Annotated in this window: 16 protein-coding genes and 1 pseudogene; 15 read left to right on the top strand and 2 right to left on the bottom strand. The window is 68.0% G+C overall.

The annotated features are described in order from the left end of the window. Window positions 1-120: 120 nt before the first annotated feature. Genes WMK75_RS11290 through WMK75_RS11260 form a run of 7 tightly spaced genes read left to right on the top strand, consistent with a single transcriptional unit; the run spans window position 121 to window position 12,588 of the window. Entirely contained in the window at window positions 121-1,536 is a 1,416-nt protein-coding gene (locus WMK75_RS11290) for an NADH:flavin oxidoreductase (protein WP_347267775.1), read from the top strand. Continuing rightward, complete coding sequence (locus tag WMK75_RS11285; protein ID WP_347267774.1) at window positions 1,533-3,212, top strand: cytochrome c; 1,680 nt, start codon at window positions 1,533-1,535, stop codon at window positions 3,210-3,212. Before WMK75_RS11290 ends, WMK75_RS11285 begins: the two co-directional genes overlap by 4 nt. After that, window positions 3,209-3,637, top strand: coding sequence for a hypothetical protein (locus tag WMK75_RS11280; RefSeq protein WP_347267773.1), 429 nt, complete (start codon window positions 3,209-3,211; stop codon window positions 3,635-3,637). The genes WMK75_RS11285 and WMK75_RS11280 overlap by 4 nt, the downstream gene beginning before the upstream one ends. Further along, window positions 3,637-5,094, top strand: coding sequence for a hypothetical protein (locus tag WMK75_RS11275; protein WP_347267772.1), 1,458 nt, complete (start codon window positions 3,637-3,639; stop codon window positions 5,092-5,094). The genes WMK75_RS11280 and WMK75_RS11275 overlap by 1 nt, the downstream gene beginning before the upstream one ends. A 7-nt stretch (window positions 5,095-5,101) precedes the next feature. Beyond that, a complete protein-coding gene (locus WMK75_RS11270; RefSeq protein WP_347267771.1) occupies window positions 5,102-7,798 on the top strand; it encodes a hypothetical protein in 2,697 nt (898 codons plus the stop codon). A gap of 1 nt (window position 7,799) precedes the next feature. Further along, entirely contained in the window at window positions 7,800-9,623 is a 1,824-nt protein-coding gene (locus tag WMK75_RS11265) for a GMC family oxidoreductase (protein ID WP_347267770.1), read from the top strand. Window positions 9,624-9,639: 16 nt separating this feature from the next. Further along, on the top strand, window positions 9,640-12,588 hold the full coding sequence (locus WMK75_RS11260) for a hypothetical protein (RefSeq protein ID WP_347267769.1): 2,949 nt from the start codon (window positions 9,640-9,642) through the stop codon (window positions 12,586-12,588). Window position 12,589: 1 nt separating this feature from the next. Here WMK75_RS11260 and WMK75_RS11255 read toward each other — a convergent pair whose 3' ends face one another. Both WMK75_RS11255 and WMK75_RS11250 read right to left on the bottom strand, forming a co-directional pair. Further along, complete coding sequence (locus WMK75_RS11255; RefSeq protein WP_347267768.1) at window positions 12,590-13,639, bottom strand: NAD-dependent epimerase/dehydratase family protein; 1,050 nt, start codon at window positions 13,637-13,639, stop codon at window positions 12,590-12,592. A gap of 81 nt (window positions 13,640-13,720) precedes the next feature. After that, window positions 13,721-14,584, bottom strand: a complete 864-nt coding sequence (locus WMK75_RS11250; RefSeq protein ID WP_347267767.1) for a MurR/RpiR family transcriptional regulator — start codon at window positions 14,582-14,584, stop codon at window positions 13,721-13,723. A gap of 136 nt (window positions 14,585-14,720) precedes the next feature. Here WMK75_RS11250 and WMK75_RS11245 point away from each other — a divergent pair, with 136 nt between their 5' ends. The 8 genes and pseudogenes from WMK75_RS11245 to WMK75_RS11210 form a co-directional block, all read left to right on the top strand. Next, a complete protein-coding gene (locus WMK75_RS11245; protein ID WP_347267766.1) occupies window positions 14,721-15,479 on the top strand; it encodes an N-formylglutamate amidohydrolase in 759 nt (252 codons plus the stop codon). After that, window positions 15,479-15,985, top strand: a complete 507-nt coding sequence (locus WMK75_RS11240) for a TRAP transporter small permease subunit (RefSeq protein WP_347267765.1) — start codon at window positions 15,479-15,481, stop codon at window positions 15,983-15,985. Before WMK75_RS11245 ends, WMK75_RS11240 begins: the two co-directional genes overlap by 1 nt. After that, window positions 15,985-17,325 (top strand): TRAP transporter large permease subunit, encoded by a 1,341-nt coding sequence (locus WMK75_RS11235; RefSeq protein WP_347267764.1) that lies wholly within the window; start codon window positions 15,985-15,987, stop codon window positions 17,323-17,325. Before WMK75_RS11240 ends, WMK75_RS11235 begins: the two co-directional genes overlap by 1 nt. Before the next feature lie 45 nt (window positions 17,326-17,370). Continuing rightward, the gene (locus WMK75_RS11230) at window positions 17,371-18,408 is read left to right on the top strand and encodes a TRAP transporter substrate-binding protein (protein WP_347267763.1); all 1,038 of its coding nucleotides are present in this window, start codon (window positions 17,371-17,373) and stop codon (window positions 18,406-18,408) included. 72 nt (window positions 18,409-18,480) lie between these two features. Then, window positions 18,481-19,845, top strand: coding sequence for a glutamine synthetase family protein (locus WMK75_RS11225; RefSeq protein ID WP_347267762.1), 1,365 nt, complete (start codon window positions 18,481-18,483; stop codon window positions 19,843-19,845). Between the two features lie 68 nt (window positions 19,846-19,913). Then, window positions 19,914-21,299 carry an aldehyde dehydrogenase family protein gene (locus WMK75_RS11220; protein ID WP_347267761.1) on the top strand — a complete coding sequence of 462 codons (1,386 nt, stop codon included), beginning with the start codon at window positions 19,914-19,916 and terminating at the stop codon, window positions 21,297-21,299. Beyond that, window positions 21,296-22,441: an iron-containing alcohol dehydrogenase gene (locus WMK75_RS11215; protein ID WP_347267760.1), complete on the top strand. Its 1,146-nt coding sequence runs from the start codon at window positions 21,296-21,298 to the stop codon at window positions 22,439-22,441. The genes WMK75_RS11220 and WMK75_RS11215 overlap by 4 nt, the downstream gene beginning before the upstream one ends. A gap of 379 nt (window positions 22,442-22,820) precedes the next feature. After that, window positions 22,821-23,128, top strand: a pseudogene (locus WMK75_RS11210) (transposase); the annotation flags it as partial. Window positions 23,129-23,263: the final 135 nt, after the last annotated feature.

The following is a 23,263-nucleotide window of genomic DNA, read 5'->3' as shown; positions in this document are numbered from 1 at the left end:
GCGACGCTTGATCGGATGGCGTTTCTCGGGTAAAATTCCCGAGTCCCTACCAAAATTCACAGTTATCCAGTTTGTTCGGCGCGCTTTTGCGCCGGGTTGCCCTATTGCGCGGTGATCGCAATGAACCCCGACAGGATTTTTCCGCAGGAAGACAATGCCCGTGTCATCTTCGAGCCTCTGGTTTTCCGCCATCTGACGGTCAAGAACCGCATCTTCCGCTCGAACATCTCGGGGACCTTCGACGATTATGACGGCCATGGCAGCCACACCCGGCTGAACTGGGAGGAGAAATTCGCCCGCGGCGGCGTGGGGGCGATCCTGACCTCGTTCACGCCGGTCTCGGTGCGCGGCCGCATCCTGACGCGCTATGCGATGATCGACGATGACGACAAGATCCCGTTCTGGCGCGCGGCGGCGGATCGGGTGCACGGGCATGACTGCAAGCTGATCATGCAGCTGTCGCATTCCGGCCGCCAGCAGGACCTGGGCGGGGTCGAGAACCTTTACCGCAAGGCGCTGAGTTCCACCGACCGGCGCGACTATTTCCACGGCATCCTCTGCCAGGCGATGACCCGGCCCGAGATCGCCGAGGTGATCGACCAATTCGCGCAAGGGGCGAGGCGCGCGCAGGCGGCCGGGCTGGACGGGGTCGAGCTGCATGGCGCGAACGGCTATCTGATCACGCAGTTCCTGTCCTCGGGGATCAATGACCGCAAGGACGATTACGGCGGCAACTGGCAGGCGCGGGCGCGTTTCGTGCTGGAAATCATCCGCGCCATCCGCGCCGAGGTGGGGGCGGATTTTCACCTGCAGATGAAGATCAACGGCGAGGATCACAACCACTGGCTCTATCCCTGGCAAAAGCGCGGCAATTCGCTGGAGGAGACGCTGAAGATCTGCCGCGTGCTTCTGGATGACGGCAAGGGGGTGGATGCGTTCCACATCTCGTCGGGATCGACCTTCCCGCATCCGCGCAACCCACCGGGCGACCTGCCGATGCGCGATCTGGTGCGCTGGTATGACGGGCTGATCAGCCAGGGTACGCGGGCCGGGTTCAACCATGCGATCTTTTCCAACCGGGTGACGGCGGCGCTGTTTCGTGCCTATTGGCTGTGGCGGCGCGGCAAGGTGATCGAGGGCATCAACCTGCCCTATGCCCGCGCCGTGCGCGCCGCGATCCGGGCCATCGACCCCACGGTGCCGGTGATCTGCACCGGCGGCTTCCAGCATGCCGACGTGATCGCCGGTGCCATCCGCGCCGGCGATTGCGACGCGGTGTCCATCGCGCGGCCGCTGATCGCCAACAACGACCTGCCGCAGATCCTGCGGCGCGCGAACGGCCCCGAGCCCGGTCGTGAATGCAGCTATTGCAACAAATGCCTGATCAACGATCTGGAGAACCCGCTGGGCTGCTATGAGGTCAGCCGCTTTCCCGGCGACAGTTTCGAGGCCCGCCACGACGCGATGATCGCCGAGGTCATGTCGGTGTTCCGGCCCCCGGCCTTCGCCGACCAGCAAGAGGGGGCACAGAAGTGAGACGCGAGGACGAACCGCTGACCCCGGTCGAGCGGGCGGTGCGCAAGCGCCGGCTGGTCGTCTGGCTGATCGTGCTGGTGCTGCTGGCCTTCCTCTCCTGGCGGCTGGTGGGGGTCAACCAGTATGTGGTGGCCCAGGACAGCGAGCAGAAGCATTTCCTGCACGGCTCGATCGGGGCCGAGACGGCGAACGGCCTGCCCTATTGGGTGTTCAAGGCGCTGCCGGTGATCTATCGCGACCGGCTGGGCGACGAGGGCTGGGGGCATTTCGGCCTGATCACCCCCGAGGGCGACGATCTGCCGCTGGGCTTTTCGCGCCGGGTGGTCACCGGGGTCGAGCGGGTCTGGTTCAACTGCTCGCTCTGCCATGTCGGCTCCTATCGGCTGCCGGGCGATGCCAGCCAGCATCTGATCGCCGGGGCGCCCGCGAACAATCTGCGCCTGCAGGAGCTGATCCTGTTTCTGACCGATGTCGGCGAGGACCCGGGCTTTACCGCCGATGCGCTGATGGCCGGCATCGACAAGGCCGGCGGCAACCTGTCCTGGCCGCAGCGGCTTATCTATCGCCATCTGGTCTTTCCGCGGGTCAAGACCAGATTGCAATGGGTCGCCGGACGCCTGGCCTTCGTGCGGGACCAGGTGGACTGGGGGCCGGGGCGGGTGGACACGTTCAACCCCTACAAGGCCATCCAGTTCAACTTTCCCATGGACGAGGCGCATGTCGGCCGTATGGCGCTGAACGGCGCCTCGGATTATCCGGCGATCTGGCAGCAGGCCCCGCGCGACGGCATGAACCTGCACTGGGACGGCAACAACGATTCCGTGGCCGAGCGCAACCTCTCGGCCGCGCTGGGGGCGGGGGTGACCCCGGTGACCGTCGACCGCGCCGCCATCGCGCGCATCGAGGGCTGGATGTGGCACCTGCCCGCGCCGCGTTTCCCCGGCCCGGTGGATGACGGCAAGGCGCGGGCCGGCGCCACGCTTTATGCGCGCTATTGCGCCGCCTGCCATGGCGCGCTGGCCGATCCGCCGCCGCTGCTGCCCCGGCGCGAATATGCTGGCGCGACCGAGGCGGCGGCCCATGGCGGGGCGCGGGACTGCGCCGCGCCGCAGCCGGTGGCAGAGCGCCCGGCGCGCAACACGCCCGAGGCCGACGACGCCCCGCCCCTCTATGGCGAGGGCATCTTTGCCTATGTGCCGGCGCGGGAATATGACTACAGCCGCGCCCGCCATCCCTGCCTGGGCGAGGTCGAGGCGCTCATGCGCATCGGCACCGATCCCGGGCGCTGGCTGTCCTATACCCGCGAATTCGCCGCCGCGCAGAACCTGCTTTACGCGGGTTATCCTTGGCGCTTTCACCGCTTTCACAAGACCGAGGGCTATGCCAGCCAGCCGCTGGACGGGATCTGGGCGCGCTCGCCCTATCTGCACAACGGCTCGGTCCCGACGCTGCGTGACCTGCTTGAGCCGGCGGCGCGGCGCCCGGCGCAGTTCCGCCGCGGCTCGGATGAGTTGGACCTGGCCCGCGTGGGCTATCGCTCGGACGCGGCGGCCCCCGGCCGGACCGTGGTCTTTGACACCGCCCTGCCCGGCAATGGCAATGCCGGCCACGAATACGGCACACATCTGACGGGCGACCAGAAGGACGCCATCGTCGAATACATGAAAAAGCTATGACCGGGCTTCAATCCCTCAGCCGCTGGAAGGCCCGCCACGCAGTGGTGGTCTGGCTGGGCATCGTGCTGAACGCAGGCTTTGTCATCTCGCTGCTGTTTGCGCCGGTCTGGTTCCTGGGCCTGTTCGGGCTGACAGCCGAGCCGCTGCTCTGGCCACGCTTTGCCGGGCTTTTGCTGGGCATCCTGACCATCTTCTACATTCCGGCGACGCTGGACATCGACCGCTACCGCATCTTTGCCTGGCTGTCGGTCTTTCCCTCGCGCAGCGCCGGGGTGCTGTTCTTTTCCTATATGGTGTTTCTCGCGCAGCAGCCCGCCGCCTTCCTGCTGGGCGTGGCGCTGGACGGCGGCATCGGCATCGCCTCGCTCTGGTGCCTGATCCGCGTGGTTGCGCTGGAACAGCAGATCGCCGAGGGGGACGATTGATGCGCTGGGGTCGCGCCTTGCTGTTCGTGCTGCTGCTGCTGGTGCTGGGCGGCATCGGCGGCTGGCTGTTGCTGCTGCGCCCGGTGCGCCAGCCGGAAAGCCACGATCTGGCGGCGGTGTTCAACCATGGCTCGATCGGGAACGAGGAAACGCAAGGCATCCCGTTCTGGATCTGGCGCGTGCTGCCGCAGGTGTTTCCCGACCTTCTGCCCGGGAATGGCGACGGCTATGGCGCCTTCGGCCTGCATTGGCAGCGCGGCGAGGCACTGCCGACGGGATTTTCCATGATGACCCTGGGGGTGATCCCGCGCGTGGCGCCGAACTGCGCCTTCTGCCATCAGGGCAGCTATCGGCTGTCGCCGGAAATGCCGGCGCAGCGGGTCAGCGCCGGCGCCGGCACCAGGGTCGAGGTGCAGGCCTATCTGCGCTTCCTGATCGCCGCCGGGCAGGACCCGCGCTTTACCTCGGCACGCCTGATGCATGAGATCGACGCCATCGTCGCCCTGCCGCTGTGGGAACGCGCGCTTTACCGCTTTGTGCTGATCCCGGCGACGCGCAAGGCGCTGCAGGAGCAGGCGGCCCGCTTTGCCTGGACTGCCAGCCGGCCGGACTGGGGGCCGGGACGGATCGACCCGTTCAACCCGGTGAAATTCTTCAACCTCGGTCTGCCCGACGACGGCACCATCGGCAATTCCGACATGATGCCGCTGTGGGTGCTTGGCCCGGTGCTGGATTCCGCCAGCAGCATCCGTTCGCTGCACTGGGACGGGCTGATGACCGACCTGCACGAGACCGTGGTCGCCGGGGCCATCGGCGACGGGCTGGGGCCGGGAAGTTTCCCGCGCACGCGCGAAAACCTCGCCAGGATGGAGGAATTCATCCGGGTGCAGATGCCGCCGCCTTCGCCCTTTCGCAGCGATCTGGCGCCGGGCGATCCCTACCGGCTGGAGGCGGCGCAGGTGGCGCGGGGCCGCGTCCTCTATCGCCGCGACTGTGCCGAATGCCACGACCCGGACGGGCGCCGCTTTCGCCAGCCGATCCCGGCGGTGGAACTGGGCACCGACCGGCACCGGCTTGACATGTGGACGCCGGCGGCGCGCGACCGCTATCTGGCCTATCAGCCCGACCATTCCTGGGGGTTCCGCTCATTTCGCAAGACCGAGGGCTATACCGCGGTCAACCTGACCGGGCTGTGGCTGCGCGGGCCCTATCTGCACAATGGCTCGGTCCCGAGCCTGCGCGCCCTGCTTTTGCCGCCCGCGCAGCGGCCGCAAAGCTTTGTCCGCGGCAGCGACCTGATCGACGCGGAAAACGGCGGCTTTCGCGCCGATCCGCTGGCAAAGGGCTGGATCTATGACACGCGCCTGCCCGGCAACGGCAATGGCGGCCATCTGTGGGGGACGCAATTGCCCCCTGCCGAACGCGAGGATCTTCTGGCCTATCTGAAGACATTGTGAGGTTCACATGCGCCTGCTGAAACGCCTTGTCGCCTGGCTTGCCGGACTGGTCGTGGTCCTGGCGCTGATCGTCGCCGTCGCGGGTTTCTTTCTGCTGCGCGCCTTCATCGAACCCGACCGTGCCGCCTTCGGCAATGTCCGGGACGAGGCGTTGCAGGCGGGGCTTGACGCCAGCCATTTCAAAGCCGCGGAGGAGCCCTATTTCGCCGCCATGGACAAGGGCCTGCTGCTGCCCCCCGCCGCCGGCCAGAGCTATCCGCCCGAGATCCGCGAGGTTGCGGCGCAGCTTGGTCAGGACCCCGAGGCGGTGCGCCAGGCGGCGATCCGTGGCCAGAACGCCTGGATCGTCTGGACCGGCGGCAATGACCGCTTCTGGAACTTTGCCGCCGGCAATACAGTGGGCTCGTTCGACCTGCTCAAGACCGTGTCCTCGCATCCCTCGCAATATTACAGCCGCGACAACCGTTTCCGCTGGCTGGGGCTGATCAACGAGCCCTGCTTTGCCCGGCCGCAGGGGCCGGACCCCGATCGCTTTGGCCTGTGGCTGGACCGGCGCGACCCGCAATGCGCCGCCGATCCCTTCGCCGATGGCGAAAAATACGCCGGTGCCGCGGTGGGGGCGCGGGGCGAGACGGTGCCGCTGGGCTCATATTACGGCGAGCCTTCGGGGGTGATCGGGCTGCGGCTGTTTCCGAACCCGGATTTCGATGCCGAGGCGGCGAAACGCTGGGACCCCGAGCGTTACTACACCGATCCCGACTATTACAACGACCGCGATCTGGTCCGGCCCTACCGGGTTGGCATGTCCTGCGCCTTTTGCCATGTCGGGCCGAATCCGATCCGGCCGCCGGCCAACCCCGAGGCGCCGCAATGGGAGGAGCTGACCTCGAACCCCGGGGCGCAGTATTTCTGGGTCGAGCGCATCTTCTTCTGGAACACCCGCCCGCGGCCCGAACCGGGCGTGCCGGCGCCGAACGAGGCGAATTTTCTGTTCCAGCTGTTTCACACCAATCCGCCTGGATCGCTGGACACCTCGCTGGTCTCGACCGATTACATGAACAATCCCCGCACCATGAACGCGGTCTATGAGGCCGGCGCGCGGCTTGAGATCGCCCGCCATCTGGGGCTTGAACAGCTGCAGGGCGACGAAAGGGCCAACCGGCAGTTCCAGGATTTCCCGCAGACCGCGGCGCTGGCCGGACTTTACGACGCCGGCCAGGGCCAGGTGGCCTCGATGCGGGTGCTCAAGGACGGGTCGGATTCGGTCGGCACGCTGGGGGCATTGAACCGGGTCTATCTGAACATCGGCCTGTTCTCGGAGGAATGGCTGCTGCATTTCCGCCCCTTTCTTGGCGGGCAGAAGATCTCGCCGATCCGCATCCCCGACGCGCAGAAGAATTCGGCCTATTGGCAGGCGACCGAGAACATGACCGCGGACATGGCGATCTTTTTCCTGGTGACGGCGCGCGCCGACAAGCTGGCCGATGCGCCGGGCGGCGCCGCGCGCCTGTCCGCCCGCGATCCCGCGCAGGTCGCGCGGGGCAAGCAGGTCTTTGCCGAGAATTGCGCCGCCTGCCATTCCTCGCGCCAGCCCATGCCGCCGGCGGAAAGCGGCGTCGATCAGGGCATCTGCGCCGGCGGCGGCGCCGGGCCGCGCTACCGCGAATGCTGGGACCGCTACTGGGCCTGGACGCAGAGCGATGCCTACAAGGCGCAGATGCGCGCCATCGTCGCGGCGCCCGATTTCACCCGCGGCAATTACCTGTCCACGGAACGGCGGGTGCCGATGGATGTGGTCGGCACCAATGCCTGTTCGGCCATCGCCACGAACGGGCTGGCGGGCGACATCTGGGACAATTTCACCTCGGCCAGCTACAAGTCGCTGCCGCCGCCGAAACCCGTGACCGTGCATCACCCGGTCTCGGGGGCGGCCTCGTCCTTTCAGGCGGGCGGCAACGGGCGCGGCTATCTGCGGCCGGCCTCGCTGATCAGCCTGTGGTCCACCGCGCCCTATCTGCTGAACAATTCCGTCGGCCACGACGCCTATGAAGGCCATGAGGGCGATTACGACACCTATCCGGCCAGCTGCCCGGCCGCGGATGCGGACGACCCCTATATGCCCTGCGTCGAGAACCGGCTTTACCAGTTCGACCGCGCGATCCGGCAGATGCTGTCGCCCGGGACGCGGCGCATGGACGCGATGACGGCCGAGCCGGTGCCGGGCTATATCTACCGCCTTTCGGCCCCGGCCTGCCTGATGGTGCCCAGGGGCTTCGCGCCGGCGTTGATCCGCGACAATGCGCGGCTGCTGTCGCGGTTGGCGCCCTGGCTGGTCACGCCCGGCGGCGATGTGCGCATCGGCCCCTTCCCCAGGGGCTTCCCGATCAATGCGCTGGTCAACACCCGGCTGCTGCCGGACAACGACCAGCCCGACATGGCCGCGCACCTGTGGACCATGGCCAAGGCCGGGCCGGGGCTGCTGGGCGCGCTGAAACAGCTTGGCGGCCGCTGCAGCGCCGAAGAACTGGCCGATCCCGCGGTAGAGGCCGATGCCGAACGCATCACGCGCGACAGCGGCCTTGTCGACCGGCTGGTGGGCCTGTCGAAATGCCCCGATTATGTAGTGAACAAGGGCCATGAATTCGGCGCCGGTCTTGCTTATGCCGACAAGGAGGCGCTGATCTCATTCCTGATGGAGCTGTGACATGGCGCCTGCGGCCCCCGACCATATCCCCGACTATATCATCGTCGGCGCGGGGGCGGGCGGCGCCGTGCTGGCGGCCCGGCTGGCCGAGCGCGGCGCCCGGGTCCTGGTCCTCGAGGCGGGGGGCGATCCGCTGGACATGGACCGCGACGACAGCGCCGAGATGCGGCTTTGCGACGCCGTGCGCGTGCCGGCATTCCACACCTTCGCCTCCGAGCATCCCGACCTGCGCGAGGATCACTGGGTGCTGCACCATGACGACGACGCGCTGCAGCGCCGCGACTGGCGTTATGACGCGCAGCAGGGCGGGGTGCTTTACCCGCGCGCCCGCGGTCTGGGCGGTTGCAGTGCGCATCACGCGATGATCGTGGTGCGCCCCAATGATGCCGACTGGAACCAGATCGCCGCGATCACCGGCGACCGCGGCTGGCGCGCCTCGCAGATGCAGCGCCATTTCGAGCGCATCGAGCGCTGCCGCTACCGCTCGGTGCTGTGGCGCTGGCTGTGGCGGCTGACCGGGCTCAATCCGACCGGGCATGGCTGGGACGGCTGGCTGACCACCGAACGCGCCATTCCGCTGCGCGCGCTGCTGGACCTGCGGCTGCGCCGGATGCTGCTGCGCTCGATCGGCAGCGTCGCGGATGTCTTTGAAAGCGCCGGCACGCGCTGGGAAACCACCGCCACCGATCCCAACGACCGGCGCTGGTGGAACCGCGGCATCGCCGGCATCCGCATCGCCCCCATGGGCACCCGCCGCCATGTCCGCGACGGCGCGCGCGAGCGGCTGCTGGCGGTGCGCCGCCGCTTTCCCGACCGGCTGGAGCTGCGCCTGCATTGCAAGGTGCTGCGCCTCGAGATCCGCGACGGCCGCGCCACCGGCGTGGTGATCGCCGGCGCGGCCGGGCCCGAGACCCTGCGCGCCGGGCGCGAGGTGATCCTGGCCGGCGGCGCCTTTGCCACGCCGCAGTTGCTGATGCTGTCGGGAATCGGCGAGCCGCAGCATCTGTGCGCCCATGGCATCAGGCCGGTGCGGGCGCTGCCAGGCGTCGGCGGAAACCTGCAGGACCGCTACGAGATCGGCGTGGTGAACCGGATGAAAAAACCCTGGGACGCGATGCGCGGCGTGCGCTATTCCCGCCACGACCGGCATTACCGCATCTGGAAATGGCTGGGCCGCGGCAATTACGCCTCGAACGGGGTGCTGTTTTCCTTTGCCATGCGCTCGCGTCCGACGGTCACGGAAACCGACCTGCACTGCTTTGCGCTGCTGGCGGATTTTCGCGGCTATCACCGCGGCTATTCCGAACGCATCCGCCGCGGCGACTGCCTGAGCTGGGTCGTGCTCAAGGCCTATGCCGCCAATCGCGCCGGCACGGTGCGGCTGCGCGCCGCCGATCCCGACACCGCGCCCGAGATCCGCTTTCGTTCGTTCCAGGGCCCCGAGGGCGAGGCGGATCTGGATGCGGTGGTGCACGGGTTGCGCACGGTGCGGCGGGTGGCGGATTCCTTTGACCACCTGATCGCCGACGAGGAGGAGCCGGGCCATCACCGCAGTTCCGATGCCGCGCTGCGCGACTATGTGCGGGCGAATGCCTGGGGCCATCACGCCTGCGGCACCGCTGCCATGGGCCCCGAGGCGGCGGGCGGGGTGCTGGATTCGCGCCTGCGCGTGCACGGGATCGCCGGGCTGCGGGTGGTCGATGCCTCGGCCTTTCCGCGCATCCCGGGCTATTTCCTGGTCATGGCGGTGTTCATGCTGGCCGAGCGCGCCGCCGAGATGATCCTCGAGGATGCAGCGGCCGCGCCCGGCCCGCCGCCACCCTGACCGCCCGGAGCCGCCGATGTCGCGCAACGATCCCTGGTTCGACCGTTTCGTCAAATGGCTGGTGCGGCGCTGGCGCCGGCTTGATGCGCGCATGAACCGCCCGCAGCCCGAGGGCCGGGCATGGCTGTGGATGCTGCTGTTGCCCGCGGGCGTGGTCTGGCACCTGCCGGTCCTGGCCATGCTTGCGGTGCTGGCCATGGCGCTTGGCCCGGCGCCGCGCCTTGGCGGGCCGCAACTGGCGCTGGCGCTGGCCGGGATTGCCGGTCTTGCGCTGGTGCATGACGATTGCATGCGGGCGGTGCGCCGCGCGCGGGGCAGCGGCTATCTGCCGCGGCTTTGCGCCGGCTACATGCTGGTGCTTGCGGCGATCTCGGCGGTGCTGCTGGCGCTGGCGGGCGCCGACAGCTTTTCCGAGCCGGGGCTGCAGCTGCATGTCGGCGTGGCCATCGTGCTGGCCACCGGCATTGGCCTTGCCCTGGCAAGCTGGCTGTCGGGCCGACTGCTGCGCCGGGCGCCGCCGGGCGCGCTGGCAGCGCTTCTGGGCAATGTCGATCTGTTTTCCCCGCGCGAGCGCTATCTGGCCACCGACAGCGCGGTGCTTTCGGTGGCGGGCGTGGTGGCGCTGATGCGCTATCCCGACCGCATCCTGCTGCCGGCGGCGATGCTCTTGCTGTTCATCGATGAGGCGGCGCGCGACCAGCTTGGCCGCGGCTGGCAGGGCGAGCTGTGGCTGCTGGCGGCGCTGACCGGCGCGACCTGGCTGCTGGTGGCGCTGGGGCTGATCCATGAGCGGTTGCTGGAACTGCTGGAGACCGTCGGCCGGCTGTTCTTTGCCGGGCCGCAGCGGCTGCTGACCTGGCTGCTGATCGCCGTGGCGCTGCTGCGGCTGGGCGAGGTCCATTACGTCACCTATCTATTCGCCTCCGACACCTGGGTGGTCCAGATCTATCTGGCGCTCGCCTTCGTGACCGCCTGGTTTTACGGTTTCTGGTGCGACCTGTTCCTCGCCCGGCGGCTGCTGCCGCTGCTGGCCGGCACCGCCGCCGGGCGCTTTGGCTATCGCGTGGTGCTTGAACCCGAGGAACGCGCCACCGGCCCGGATGCGGCCGCCGCGCAGGCGGGGCCGGGCTCGGATCTGTCGCAGGTGCAGGCCATGGGGCGCAGCCTGGCCCTGCACGGCGCCGGCCGCTTCAAGGTCGAGGGGCTGCACGGCGCGCAATATGCCGCCGGCCGGGTGGCGCTGGCCTTCTTCACGCCGCAGCAGCTGACCACCCGGCTGCGCGCCCTGGCCGAAGAACAGGACAGTTCCACCTCGCTCAGCCTGGTACGCGACGTGCAGCGCACGGCGGCGATCTATCCGGCGCTGACGGCGGCGCTGGCCTTCGCCATTCTTCTGCTGCCGGGTTATGTCGGGCTGTTCGCCACGATCCAGCCGCCGGAACTGCTGCTGCGTCCCGGCCCGGACGGCAGTTTCGACCTGGCCGCGGCGCTTGAGGGGCAGGAACATCCTGCCTCGGCCTGTGGCGCGCCCGAACGCGGCGCGCCGCGCATCGCGCTGGCGCTGTCGGGCGGCGGCACGCGCGCGGCGATGCACGGCTTTGCCGTGCTGCGCGGGCTGGCGGCGGACGGGCAGATCTGCAACCTGGTCGCGGTCAGCGGCGTCTCGGGCGGGGCGGCGGCGCTGGGATATTTCGCCGCCCATCACGGCAGCCTGCGCACGCCCCGCTTCGATGCCCGCGCCTGGGAGGCATTCGGCCGCGCGATGACGGAGCCTTTCATCGACCATGTCCTGGCCGAGGCAAGCAGCATGCGCGTCGCCTATGGCCGCTACAGCTGGCGCAACGATGCCTGCGGCGAGCCGGGCCGGCCCTATGCGCGGGTCAAGGGCTGGTATCCGCCGGCGCGCAGCCGCAGCGGCAATGTCCTGGCCGAGAGCTTCGTCTGCACATTGGGCGCGGCCAGCATGGACGATCTGCCTTTTGCGGCGATCTTCAACACCTCGTTGCTGGGGCGCTTCGACACCGCAGATGCACCTTGCGCGGCGGGGAAGGCCAGCCTGCCGGCGCGCGCCCGCGCCTGCGACGGCGATCTGGACGGGTCGGTGGCGGGCGGGCGCCTGGCGCTGACGAACCTGCCGGCGCTGGGGCAGGGCGCCGACGGCCGGGACCGGCGCTGGCTGGTGACGCTGAACCAGCCCGGCATCTCGATCGCGCGAGCGGCGGCACTGGCCTCGAACTTTCCGCCGGTCTTTCCCGATGCCGCCATCGATGTCACCGCCGACGGGCACGAGGGGCGGCGTTTCTGGGTGACCGACGGCGGCGCGGTCGAGAACCGCGGTGCGGTGACGCTGTATCTGGCGCTGATCGACGCCCTGTCCGGGGCCGGGGGCCGGCTGTCGGGGCCGCTGCATGTCATCATCGCCGATGCCTCGGCGCCGGGCGGCCATTATGGGGACAGCTGGGGCCTGAGGGCTGTGCAATCCGCGGGCGGCAAGATGGCGCTGGCGGTCGAGGCAGGGCTGCGCGATCGCCTGGCGCTGGCGGCGCGCGCGGCCGGCCAGCCCGCCGGGGTTGCGGACGGTTTCGTGCATGAGCTGGTGATGCCGGAACCGCTGGCGCGCGCGATCGGCACGCATTGGCGGCTGCCCGGCCGCATCGACCTGGGCGCGCCGGCAACCGGCTGGATCGCGTCCCTGCTGCGGGTGCCGCAGGCTGGCGCGCGCGTCAGCCTGAACGGGTCCGAGGTCGCGGGCCTGATCGAATGCCTCTACAGCCGTGACGGCTGCGCCATGTCGGGGGCGCAGCGGGCCAGGCTGGCCGAGGCGCTGGCCATCGTTGCCGCCGAGACCTGCCCGCACGGCGATCCCGATGCCTGGCCGGCGATCGAGCGGCAACTGGGCGTCCCCCGGCCGATGGCGGGGCTGTGCGACGGCTCTGCTCCCGCGCCGGCCGGACTGATGCGGTGACTTACAGGCAACCGTTGTCGATCATGTATTGGAACATCTCTTCCATGGTCTCGCGCAGCGGCCGATAGCTCAGCCCCAGTTCCCGCCGGCCCTTGCCATTGTCAGCCCGCCAGGGGATGTCGACATTGCGGCTGACATAGCGCCGCGTCAGCCCGAACATCGGCGCCAGCAGCCAGAGCAGCGCCTTGGGCGCGGCGCGCCGGGGCAGCGGATAGCGCCGCCCATAGCGATCCTGCAGCAGCAAGAGCGCCGACAGCAGGTCCGAATCGTGGCCCGAGACGATGTTGCGCCCCGCCGCCTGCGGCAGGAAGGCGGCGGCCAGATGCGCGCGTGCCACGTCGCGCACATCGACAAAACCAAGACCCAGACGCGGGGCGCCAAAGCGGAACTCGCCGCTGGCGGCGCGGCGCATGATGTTGAAGCTTTCGGATGTCGGCCGGCCGCCGATGGCCGGGCCCATGATCAGGCTGGGGTTGATCGCGACCAGGTGAAAGCCCGCCTCGGCGGCGATGCGCCAGGCTTCGCGCTCGGCCAGGGTCTTGGACAGGGAATAGGGCTCATGGTCCAGCGCGGCGGTGCTGTTCCAGATCTCCTCGGTCAGCACGCCGCCGGGCGCGGCGGCGCAATCGACGGCATCGGTATAGATTGCGGCGCAGGAGCTGGTCAGCACCACCCGGCGCAGGCCGGGGCAGCGCCGCGCCTGCTCGAGTACGTTGCGCGTGCCCAGCACCGCGGGATCGATCAGATCGCGCTGCGGGTCGTCAACCCGGGTGCGAAAGGGCGAGGCGGTGTGCATGACGATGGAGCAGCCCTGCATGGCGGCGGCGAAACTTCCCTCTGCCAGCAGATCGGCGGCAAACAGGCGCAGCCGGCCCGGCCCTGCCTCCGCCAGCGCCTGCAGGTGGCGCAGCCGCGCCGCATCGCCGGGGTCGCGCACCGTGCCATGCACGGTGGCGCCGTGCGCCAGCAGTTCGCGAATGATCCAGCCGGCCAGATAGCCGGTCGCTCCGGTCACCAGCACCGGCTGGGCGGGGTCGATCGCTGCTTGCATGGCGCCCTGTCCATCGGATCTCTTGGCCGAGTATAGCCCGCGATGCCGCGGGCGGGCCAAGGAAATCAGCGCCGCCCGGAATCAGCGCCGGCGGTGCAGGCGGTTACGCTCATAGAGGGTTTCGAGCCGGGCCATGCGGCTGCGGGTCTCGTCGCGGGTCTGGGCCTGCACGGCGGCCAGCAGCGTCTCGACCAGGACCATCAGTACCGAATTCGAATCCCAGGCCGAGGGCGCCTCGACATGGGCGGCGAAAGTGTGGCCGGCGCGCGCCGAGGCCGGCGAGATCCACTGATCGGTGAACAGCACCACCTCGGCGCCCAGTTCCGCCGCCATCTCGACCAGCGCCAGCACCGCCTGCTCATAGCGGCGGATGTCGAAGGCCACCAGCACGTCGCCGGGCCGCAGGTCCAGCATCGCCGGCGGCCAGCCGGTGGCGGCGTCAGCGATCAGCGTCACCCCGGGCCGGATCAGCGACAGATGCGTGCACAGATAATCGGCCAGCGCATGGGTGATTCGCCCGCCCGTGGCCAGCACGCGCCGCTGGGGATCCGCCAGCAGCATGGCGCTGCGGTCGAATTCGCCCGGGTCGACCTGGCCCAGCGTCGCCTGCAGATTGCCGGCCACCGCCGCGGCAAAGCGGTTCAGGATATGCCCGTCCGGGGCGGCGCCCGACCAGCGTTCGTGCTTGGCCAGGGGCGAGACGAGCTGTGCCGCCAGTTCCTCGCGCAGGGCGGTCTGGAATTCGGGATAGCCGCGAAAGGACAGCTTCTGCACCAGCCGCACCACCGTGGGCGAGGAGACGCCCGCCGCCCGCGCTAGCCGGGTGATCGAGGCCAGCCCCGCCACCGGGTAATTGCGCCGCAGATGCGCGGCAAGCTGCTTTTCGGCCGGGGTCAGCACCCCGGCGGCGGCATGCAGCCGCTCAAGCATGGTCGGTTCTGGCATCCGCAACCTCTCTGCCGGCGGTGGCAAGCCGCGCTCCCGCGACCGAAATGATTGTAACAGGTTAATTTGCGCTGAAAAGATGTTGACAGAAGGGGGGTCGCCGGAAAACCCTGCAGAAAGGATGCGGGGGGTGTGCATGGGCAAGGTTGCAGAACTGCACAATGCGGAATCGGCGGGGCGGTTCCTGTTCGTCTGCGAACATGCCGCCAATGCCTTCCCCGAGGGGTTCGGCACGCTCGGCCTCGATGCCGAGGCGCGCATGGCCCATGTCGCCTGGGACCCCGGCGCGCTGGGGGTGGCGCGGGGGCTGGCCGACCGGCTGGGCTCGCCCCTGGTGGCGGCGACGGTGTCGCGGCTGGTCTATGACTGCAACCGCCCGCCCGATGCGCTGGCGGCGATGCCGGCGCGCTCGGAGGTCTATGACATTCCCGGCAACCGCGACCTTGACGCCGGCGCGCGCCTGGCCAGGACCGAGGCGGTCTATCTGCCCTTCCAGGCGGCGCTGACCGGGCAGCTGGCGCGCATGCTGGCCCGCGGGCACCGGCCGGTCCTGGTCACCGTGCACAGCTTCACCCCGCAGTGGTTCGGAAAGCCGCGCGCGGTGCAGTTCGGCATCATCCACGATGCCGACGCCAGCTATGCCCGCGCCCTGGCCGAGGCCGCGAGTCCGCGGCTGGGGTTGCTGACGGCGCTGAACCAGCCCTATTCCGCCGCGGATGGCGTTGCCCACACGCTGCGGCTGCACGCCACCCCGCACGGGCTGCGCCACGCCATGCTGGAAATCCGCAACGATCTGATCGCCGATGCCGATGCCCAGCGGGCGATGGCGGATCGGCTTGCGCCCCTGCTGGAGGAAGCCTTGTCCCGAATGCCTGCGAACGAAGGATTGCACTGATGCCCGGCTGGTTGATCACCTTCGTGCGCGTCACCGAGGCGCTGAACTATCGCGTCGGCCGCTTTGCGAACTACCTGTTCTTTGCCCTGGCGGCGGTGCTGCTTTGGTCGATCATCGCCAAGGCGCTGTTCACCCAGCCGCTCTGGGCGCAGGAGATGGCGCAGTTCATCATGGTCGGCTATTTCGTGCTGGGCGGCGCCTATTCGCTGCAGCTCGGCTCGAACGTGCGCATGGACCTGCTCTATGGCCGCTGGTCGCCGCGCCAGCGCGCGCTGGTCGATTCCATTACCGTGCTGACGATGATCTTCTTTCTGGGGGTGATCCTTTACGGCGGCATCGACAGCACGATCTATGCCTTCGAATACGGGGAAAGGTCGCGCACGGTCTGGCGGCCCTACATGGCGCCGATCAAGATCATCATCTGCATCGGCGTGTTCCTGATGATCCTGCAGTCGGTCTGCTTTCTGATCCGCGACATCGCCTTCCTGCGCGGGGAGGAGATCTGATGTCGCATGATCTGATCGCCGTCGTCATGTTCGGAGGCATGGCGATCCTGCTGGTGACCGGGCAGCGGGTCTTTGCCGTCATCGGCTTTGTCGCGGCGCTGGCCGGGGGCATGCTGTGGGGGGCGGGGGGCTGGGCCATTCCCTTCACCAGCACCATCAAGCTGATGAACTGGTTTCCCATGCTGACGCTGCCGATGTTCGTCTGGATGGGCTATGTCATGTCCGAGACGCGCATGGCGGACGACCTTTACCGCATGTTCCACGTCTGGTTCGGGCCGGTCCCGGGCGGGCTGGCCATCGGCACGGTGCTCTTGATGGTGCTGATCTCGGCGATGAATGGGCTGTCGGTGGCGGGGCTCGCCATCGGCGCCACCATCGCCCTGCCCGAGATGCTGAAACGCGGCTATGACAAGGTGATGGTCACGGGGATCATCCAGGGCGGATCGTCACTGGGCATCCTGGTGCCGCCCTCGGTAGTGCTGGTGCTTTATGCGATGATCGCGCGCCAGCCGGTGGGGCAGCTGTGGCTGGCCGGGGTGTTTCCCGGCCTGCTGATGGCGGCGGTGTTCATCGTCTATGTGGTGATCCGCTGCGGGCTGAACCCCAAGCTCGGCCCGCCGCTGCCGCGGGAGGAGCGCAACGTCCCCTGGGGCGAGCGGCTGCGCCTGCTGACCGCCGGCTTCATGCCGCTGGTGATCTTCGTCACCATGATGGGGCCGTTCATCTATGGCTGGGCCAGCCTGGTGGAAAGCTCGGTGATCGGGGCGGCGGTCTCGACGCTGGTGGCGGTGCTGCGCGGGCGCATGACGAAAGAGGTATTCGAGACCTGCATCACCTGCACCCTGGGCGTGTCCTGCATGTTCATGTGGATCCTGCTGGCGGCGCTGGCCTTTGGCGCGGTCTTTGACGGGCTGGGCGCGGTCAACGCGATCGAGAACCTGTTCCTGCGCGACCTCGAACTGGGGCCGTGGTCGATCCTGATCCTGATGCAGGTGTCCTTCCTGCTGATGGGAATGTTTCTGGACGACACCGCGATGCTGGTGATCGTGGCGCCGCTCTATATCCCGCTGGTGGCCAAGCTGGATCTGGGCATGCCGCCGCAGGACGTGCTGATCTGGTACGGTGTGCTTTACACCATCACCTGCCAGATCGCCTATATCACGCCGCCTTTCGGCTATAACCTGTTCCTGATGCGGGCGCTGGCGCCCAACCATGTCACGCTGGCAGACATCTATCGCTCGATCGGGCCGATCGTGGTGCTGATGATCGTCACGCTGGCCATCGTGATGTGGTTTCCGGAAATCGCCCTGTGGCTGCCGCATCAGGTCTATGGAAGTTGACGCAAGCGGGCGAGAAACGCCCCGGATTCAAACATGGAGGAAGAAATGACGACGACAAGACGCAAGTTTCTGACCACCGGCGCATTGGGCGGGGCCGCGGTGCTGGCCGCCCCGGCCGTCCATGCCCAGCCCGCGCCGATCAAGTGGCGCATGCAGACCTATGCGGGCGCGGCACTGGGGGCGCATGTGTGCAAGCCGGCGATCGACAGTTTCAACAAGATCGCTGGCGACCAGATGCAGATCGAGCTGTATTTCGCCGACCAGCTGGTGCCCACGTCGGAGCTGTTCCGCGCCATGCAGCAGGGCACCATCGACGCGGTGCAGTCCGATGACGATTCGATGCAGTCGCCGACCGAGGTGACGGTGTTCGGCGGCTATTTCCCGCTGGCGCTGCGCTTTTCGCTGGATGTGCCGGTGCTGTTCAACCAGTACGGGCTCGACAAGATCTGGAAGGACGAATACGCCAAGGTCGGCGTGCAGCACATCTCGGCCGGGGCCTGGGATCCGTGCAACTTTGCCACCACCAGGCCGATCAACAGCCTCGAGGACCTGAACGGGCTGCGCATCTTCACCTTCCCGACGGCGGGGCGCTTCCTGGCGCAGTTCGGCGTGGTGCCGCAGCAATTGCCCTATGAGGACGTGCAGGTGGCGCTGCAGACCGGCGGGCTTGACGGCGTGGCCTGGTCGGGCATCACCGAGGACTATACGGTGGGCTGGGCGGATGTGACGAAATACTTCCTGACCAATCCGATCTCGGGCGCCTGGATCGGGCATTTCTTTGCCAACCAGGACCGCTGGAACGAGGTGCCGGACCATCTGAAAGAGCTGATGAAGGTCTGTTTCGAGCAGTCGCACTATTATCGCCAGTGGTGGTACTGGGGCGGCGAGGCGGATCTGCGGGTGAACGGGCCCAAGCTGGAACTGACCACCATCCCGGCCGATGAATGGGCCAAGGTCGAGGATGCCGCCCGCAAGTTCTGGGACGAGATCGCGGCCGAAAGCGAGATCAAGCGCCAGGTTGTGGATATCTTCAAGAAATACAACGATGTCATGGCCAAGGCCGGCAACCCCTATCGCTGCTGAGGGCCGGGGCGCGCAACTATCCTGGGCGCGGCCCCGCCGGGGCCGCCCCCTTTCGGTGCAAGGGAGCGAGAGATGCCGGGCAACATGACCCTGGAGGAGCTGAAGGCCGCGGTGGCGACGGGTGAGATCGACACCGTGATCACCGCCATCGTCGACATGCAGGGGCGGCTGATGGGCAAGCGTTTCCACGCCAGCCATTTCCTGAACTCGGGCATGGTCGAGACGCATGGCTGCAATTACCTGCTGGCCACGGATCTGGAGATGAACACGGTGCAGGGCTATGCCTCGGCCTCGTGGCAGACGGGCTATGGCGATTATGTCCACCGGCCGGACATGGCGACGCTGCGCCGCATCCCCTGGCTGCCGGGCACGGCGCTGGTGATCTGCGACGTGCTGGACCACCACACCCATGAAGAGGTGGCGATCTCGCCGCGCGCCATCCTCAAGCGCCAGATTGCGCGGGCGCGGGCGCTGGGGTTCACGCCGATGATGGCGACCGAGCTGGAATTCTACCTGTTCGAGGGCAATTACGAGGTGCAGTCTGCCCTGGGCTGGCGCGGCATGCAGGCCTCGGGCGGCTACAATCTGGACTATTCGCTCTTGGGCACCACCAAGCATGAGCCGGTGATGCGCGCCATCCGCAACGGGCTTTACGGCGCCGGCATCCCGGTCGAATGCTCCAAGGGCGAGGCCGATGTCGGACAGGAGGAGGTGAACGTCCTTTATTCGGACGCGCTGGACACTGCCGACAACCATGTGCTGGTCAAGAACGGCATCAAGGAGATCGCGCTTCTCAATGGCATGGCCGCGACCTTCATGGCGAAATACGACCACCGCCATGCCGGATCGTCGAGCCATGTCCACCAGTCGCTGATGCAGGGCGGTGCCAATGTCTTTTTCGACCCCGCGGCGGAACATGGCATGTCGGCGCTGATGCGCCATTACATGGCCGGACTGCTGGAGCACGCCTCCGATGTGACGATCTTTCTTGCCCCCTATGTCAACAGCTACAAGCGTTTCTGTGTCGGCATGTTCGCGCCCACCCGGGCGGTCTGGTCCACCGACAACCGCACCGCCGGTTATCGAGTCTGCGGCGAGGGCACGCGCGGCGTGCGCGTGGAATGCCGCGTCGGCGGCGCCGACCTGAACCCCTATCTGGCGATGGCGTCGCAGCTGGCGGCGGGGCTCGACGGCATCGAGCGCAAGCTGGAACTGGAACCCGAGATCGGCGGCGACATGTATCAGCACAGCGAGGCGCGCGAGGTGCCGAGGACGCTGCGCGCCGCCGCGAGGCTGCTCGATGGCTCGCAATTCCTGCGCGCCGCCCTGGGCGATGCGGTGGTCGAGCATTACCACCGCGCCGCCTGCTGGGAATTGCAGCAGATGGATACGGTCGTCACCGATTGGGAGGTGGCGCACGGGTTCGAACGCGCGTAACCGCGGGGCGCGCGCGCGCGCATAGCCGCCCGGCCCGCCCGGGGCCGCGGCCTGACGAGGAGAGACGAATGACCTTGATCCGCTGCATCTCGCCGGTGAACGGCGAACCTTACGCCGAGCGCGAGGCGCTGAGCCTTGACGCCGCCGGTGCCGCCGTGGCGCGCGCCCGCGCCGCCCAGCCCGCCTGGGCCGCGCTGCCGCTGGAGACCCGCATCGACCGCGTCATGGCCGGCATCGCCGCGCTGAACGGCATGAAGGCGCGCGTGGTCGAGGAGCTGGCCTGGCAGATGGGCCGCCCCACCCGCTTTGGCGGTGAATTCGGCGGCATAAACGAACGCGCCGCCTATATGACCGGCATCGCCGGCCAGGCGCTGGCCCCGATCGTGGCGCAGTCCGACGGCCAGTTCGAACGCCGCATCGAATGGGTGCCGCATGGCGTGGTCATGGTCATCGCGCCCTGGAACTATCCCTACATGACGGCGCTGAACACCATCGTGCCGGCGCTGGTGGCGGGCAATGCGGTGGTGCTGAAACACGCCAGCCAGACGCTTCTGGTGGGCGAGCGTCTCGCCGAGGCGATGCATGCCGGCGGCGTGCCCGAGGAGGTGTTCCAGAATCTCGTCCTCGACCACGCCACCACCGAGGCGCTGATCCGCGCCCGCAGCTTCGGCTTCGTGAACTTCACCGGCTCGGTCGCTGGCGGTGCCGCGATCGAGCGCGCGGCGGCCGGCACTTTCACCGGCACCGGGCTGGAACTGGGCGGCAAGGACCCGGGCTATGTCATGGAGGATGCCGACCTCGACTGGGCGGTGGACGTGCTGATGGACGGCGCGATGTATAACGCCGGCCAGTGCTGCTGCGGCATCGAGCGCATCTATGTCCACCAGCGGCTTTACGACGATTTCGTGCACAAGGCCGCGGCCTGGGTCGGGCAGATGAAGCTGGGCAACCCTTTCGATCCGGAAACCACGCTGGGGCCGATGGCCAGCGCGCGCTTCGCGGAAACCGTGCGCGACCAGACCGCCGAGGCGCTGGCGCAGGGCGCGCGGGGGCTGATCCCGGCCAGCGACTTTCCCGCCGACGACGGCGGCGCCTATCTGATGCCGCAGGTGTTGGTCGGGGTGAACCACGACATGCGGGTGATGCGCGAGGAAAGCTTTGGCCCGGTCGTCGGCATCATGCCGGTCAGCGGCGACGACGAGGCGCTGGCGCTGATGAACGATTCCGACTATGGCCTGACCGCCTCGCTCTGGACGCAGGACGCCGAACGGGCCTTCGCGCTGGGACGCCGGCTCGAGACCGGGACGGTGTTTCTCAACCGCGCCGATTACGTCGATCCGGCCGGCTGCTGGACCGGGGTCAAGGACACCGGCCGCGGCGCCTCGATGTCGGCCCTGGGCTATCGCGGCGTGACCCGGCCGCGCACGATTCATTTCCGCAAGGTGAAAGCATGATACACAAGGCCAACTGGTCCTATCCCACCGCGGTGCGTTTCGGCGCCGGCCGCATCGCTGAGCTGCCCGAGGCCTGCAAGGCCGCCGGCATCGCGCGGCCGTTGCTGGTCACCGACCGCGCGCTGTCCAGCCTGCCGATCACGACGCAGGCGCTGGCGGTCCTCGACGCCGCCGGGCTTGGCCGCGCGGTGTTTTCCGAGGTCGATCCGAACCCGAACGAGAAGAACCTGGCCGCGGGGCTGGCCGTCTATCACGGCGGCGGCCATGACGGGGTGATCGCCTTTGGCGGCGGCTCGGCGCTGGATCTGGGCAAGCTCATCGCCTTCATGCAGGGGCAGGCGCGGCCGGTCTGGGATTTCGAGGATGTCGGCGACTGGTGGGCGCGCGCCGACCCCAAGGGCATCGCGCCGATCATCGCGGTTCCGACCACCGCCGGCACCGGCTCCGAGGTCGGGCGCGCCGGCGTGCTGACCAATTCGGAAACCCATGTGAAGAAGATCATCTTCCATCCGAAAATCCTGCCCTCGGTCGTCATTTGCGACCCGGCGCTGACCGTCGGCATGCCGCGCGCCATCACTGCCGGCACCGGCATGGACGCATTCGCCCATTGCCTCGAGGCCTATTCCTCGCCCTTTTTCCACCCGATGAGCCAGGGGATCGCGCTGGAGGGGCTGCGGCTGGTCAACGAATACCTTCCGCGCGCCTATGCGGACGGCAGCGACCTCGAGGCGCGGGGCCAGATGATGGCGGCGGCGGCGATGGGCGCGGTCGCCTTTCAGAAAGGTCTGGGCGCGGTCCATTCGCTGTCCCATCCCATCGGCGCGCATTACGGCACGCATCACGGCACCACCAATGCGGTGGTGATGCCGATGGTGCTGGCCTTCAACCGCCCGGCGATCGAGGATCGCATCGACCGCGCCGCGGCCTATCTGGGGATCAAGGGCGGCTTTGACGGCTTTTGCCAGCGGGTGCTGGAGTTGCGCGCCAGCCTTGGCATCCCGGCCAATCTGACGGAACTGGGGGTGCCGAAGGACAATCTGGACCAGCTGGCGCGCGAGGCGCTGGACGATCCCTCGACCGGCGGCAATCCGGTGGCGCTGACCTTGGAAAATACTCGCGCGCTGCTGGAAAGCTGCTTCTGAACCCGGAACGGGGCGGGGCCGACCGCGGCCCCGTTCCGCCATCGCCGCGATGGCGAAATTCCGGCCGCCATGTATCATTGAGTTAATTGGCAAAGTTAGCGGTTTTCAAATCATACCCGCCATACTGCCTGCCATCATGAAAACGCTTGAACGCCACCTGATGCGACAGGGCCTGCCGTGAAGATGAAGGCGCCGCCCGCCGCTTGCTCCATGGTCCGTGAAGGTGCCCGATGCCTGCCTGCCCGGTTCACGGCCCGCGCCTTGGGGGTCAGCTTGGTGGCGGGCTACCAAGCCCACTAACAGGCTGCTGAAGAAGTCGGCCCTCGACCTGATTTACGGAACATGATTCATCCTGCGCACGGTTACGGCGGGGGTGAGGATGCGCGGGACTGACGAGGCGAGCGGGTCGCTGTTCAGCTATGTCGATCTGGAAGATCGCATTCCCGCGCGGCACCCGCTGCGCAAGATCCGTCAGGTGGTGAATGAGGCTCTGTCCAGCCTGGATGGCGAGTTCGCGGCGCTCTACACCGATTTCGGTCGTCCCTCGATCCCACCGGAACGGCTGATCCGGGCGAGCCTGATCCAGATCCTGTTCTCGGTCCGCTCCGAGCGGCAGCTGATGGAGCAGATGCAGTATAACTGCTGTTCCGGTGGTTCGTGGGTCTCGGCATCGACAATCCGGTGTGGGGTGAAGGGCGCCCGGAAATCTGTCCGGTGGACAGATTTCAGCCCTGAACGCACGAAGTGCTGCGCATTTCGCGGAATTGGGGCAGCGATTTCGCGTGATCGCGGGCACGCATTTCACGCGATCGCGGGCAGCCG

It is taken from the genome of Paracoccus sp. (in: a-proteobacteria) (assembly GCF_039808215.1).
Lineage (GTDB): Bacteria > Pseudomonadota > Alphaproteobacteria > Rhodobacterales > Rhodobacteraceae > Paracoccus.
Note: the sequence above shows the minus strand (reverse complement) of the source record. Positions and strands in the feature narration are given on the sequence as shown.

Coding starts and splice junctions, on each gene's coding strand:
- WMK75_RS11290 (WP_347267775.1), top strand. CDS start 121: ATGAACCCCGACAGGATTTTTCCGCAGGAAGACAATGCCCGTGTCATC.
- WMK75_RS11280 (WP_347267773.1), top strand. CDS start 3,209: ATGACCGGGCTTCAATCCCTCAGCCGCTGGAAGGCCCGCCACGCAGTG.
- WMK75_RS11275 (WP_347267772.1), top strand. CDS start 3,637: ATGCGCTGGGGTCGCGCCTTGCTGTTCGTGCTGCTGCTGCTGGTGCTG.
- WMK75_RS11270 (WP_347267771.1), top strand. CDS start 5,102: ATGCGCCTGCTGAAACGCCTTGTCGCCTGGCTTGCCGGACTGGTCGTG.
- WMK75_RS11265 (WP_347267770.1), top strand. CDS start 7,800: ATGGCGCCTGCGGCCCCCGACCATATCCCCGACTATATCATCGTCGGC.
- WMK75_RS11260 (WP_347267769.1), top strand. CDS start 9,640: ATGTCGCGCAACGATCCCTGGTTCGACCGTTTCGTCAAATGGCTGGTG.
- WMK75_RS11255 (WP_347267768.1), bottom strand. CDS start 13,639: ATGCAAGCAGCGATCGACCCCGCCCAGCCGGTGCTGGTGACCGGAGCG.
- WMK75_RS11250 (WP_347267767.1), bottom strand. CDS start 14,584: ATGCCAGAACCGACCATGCTTGAGCGGCTGCATGCCGCCGCCGGGGTG.
- WMK75_RS11245 (WP_347267766.1), top strand. CDS start 14,721: ATGGGCAAGGTTGCAGAACTGCACAATGCGGAATCGGCGGGGCGGTTC.
- WMK75_RS11240 (WP_347267765.1), top strand. CDS start 15,479: ATGCCCGGCTGGTTGATCACCTTCGTGCGCGTCACCGAGGCGCTGAAC.
- WMK75_RS11235 (WP_347267764.1), top strand. CDS start 15,985: ATGTCGCATGATCTGATCGCCGTCGTCATGTTCGGAGGCATGGCGATC.
- WMK75_RS11230 (WP_347267763.1), top strand. CDS start 17,371: ATGACGACGACAAGACGCAAGTTTCTGACCACCGGCGCATTGGGCGGG.
- WMK75_RS11225 (WP_347267762.1), top strand. CDS start 18,481: ATGCCGGGCAACATGACCCTGGAGGAGCTGAAGGCCGCGGTGGCGACG.
- WMK75_RS11220 (WP_347267761.1), top strand. CDS start 19,914: ATGACCTTGATCCGCTGCATCTCGCCGGTGAACGGCGAACCTTACGCC.
- WMK75_RS11215 (WP_347267760.1), top strand. CDS start 21,296: ATGATACACAAGGCCAACTGGTCCTATCCCACCGCGGTGCGTTTCGGC.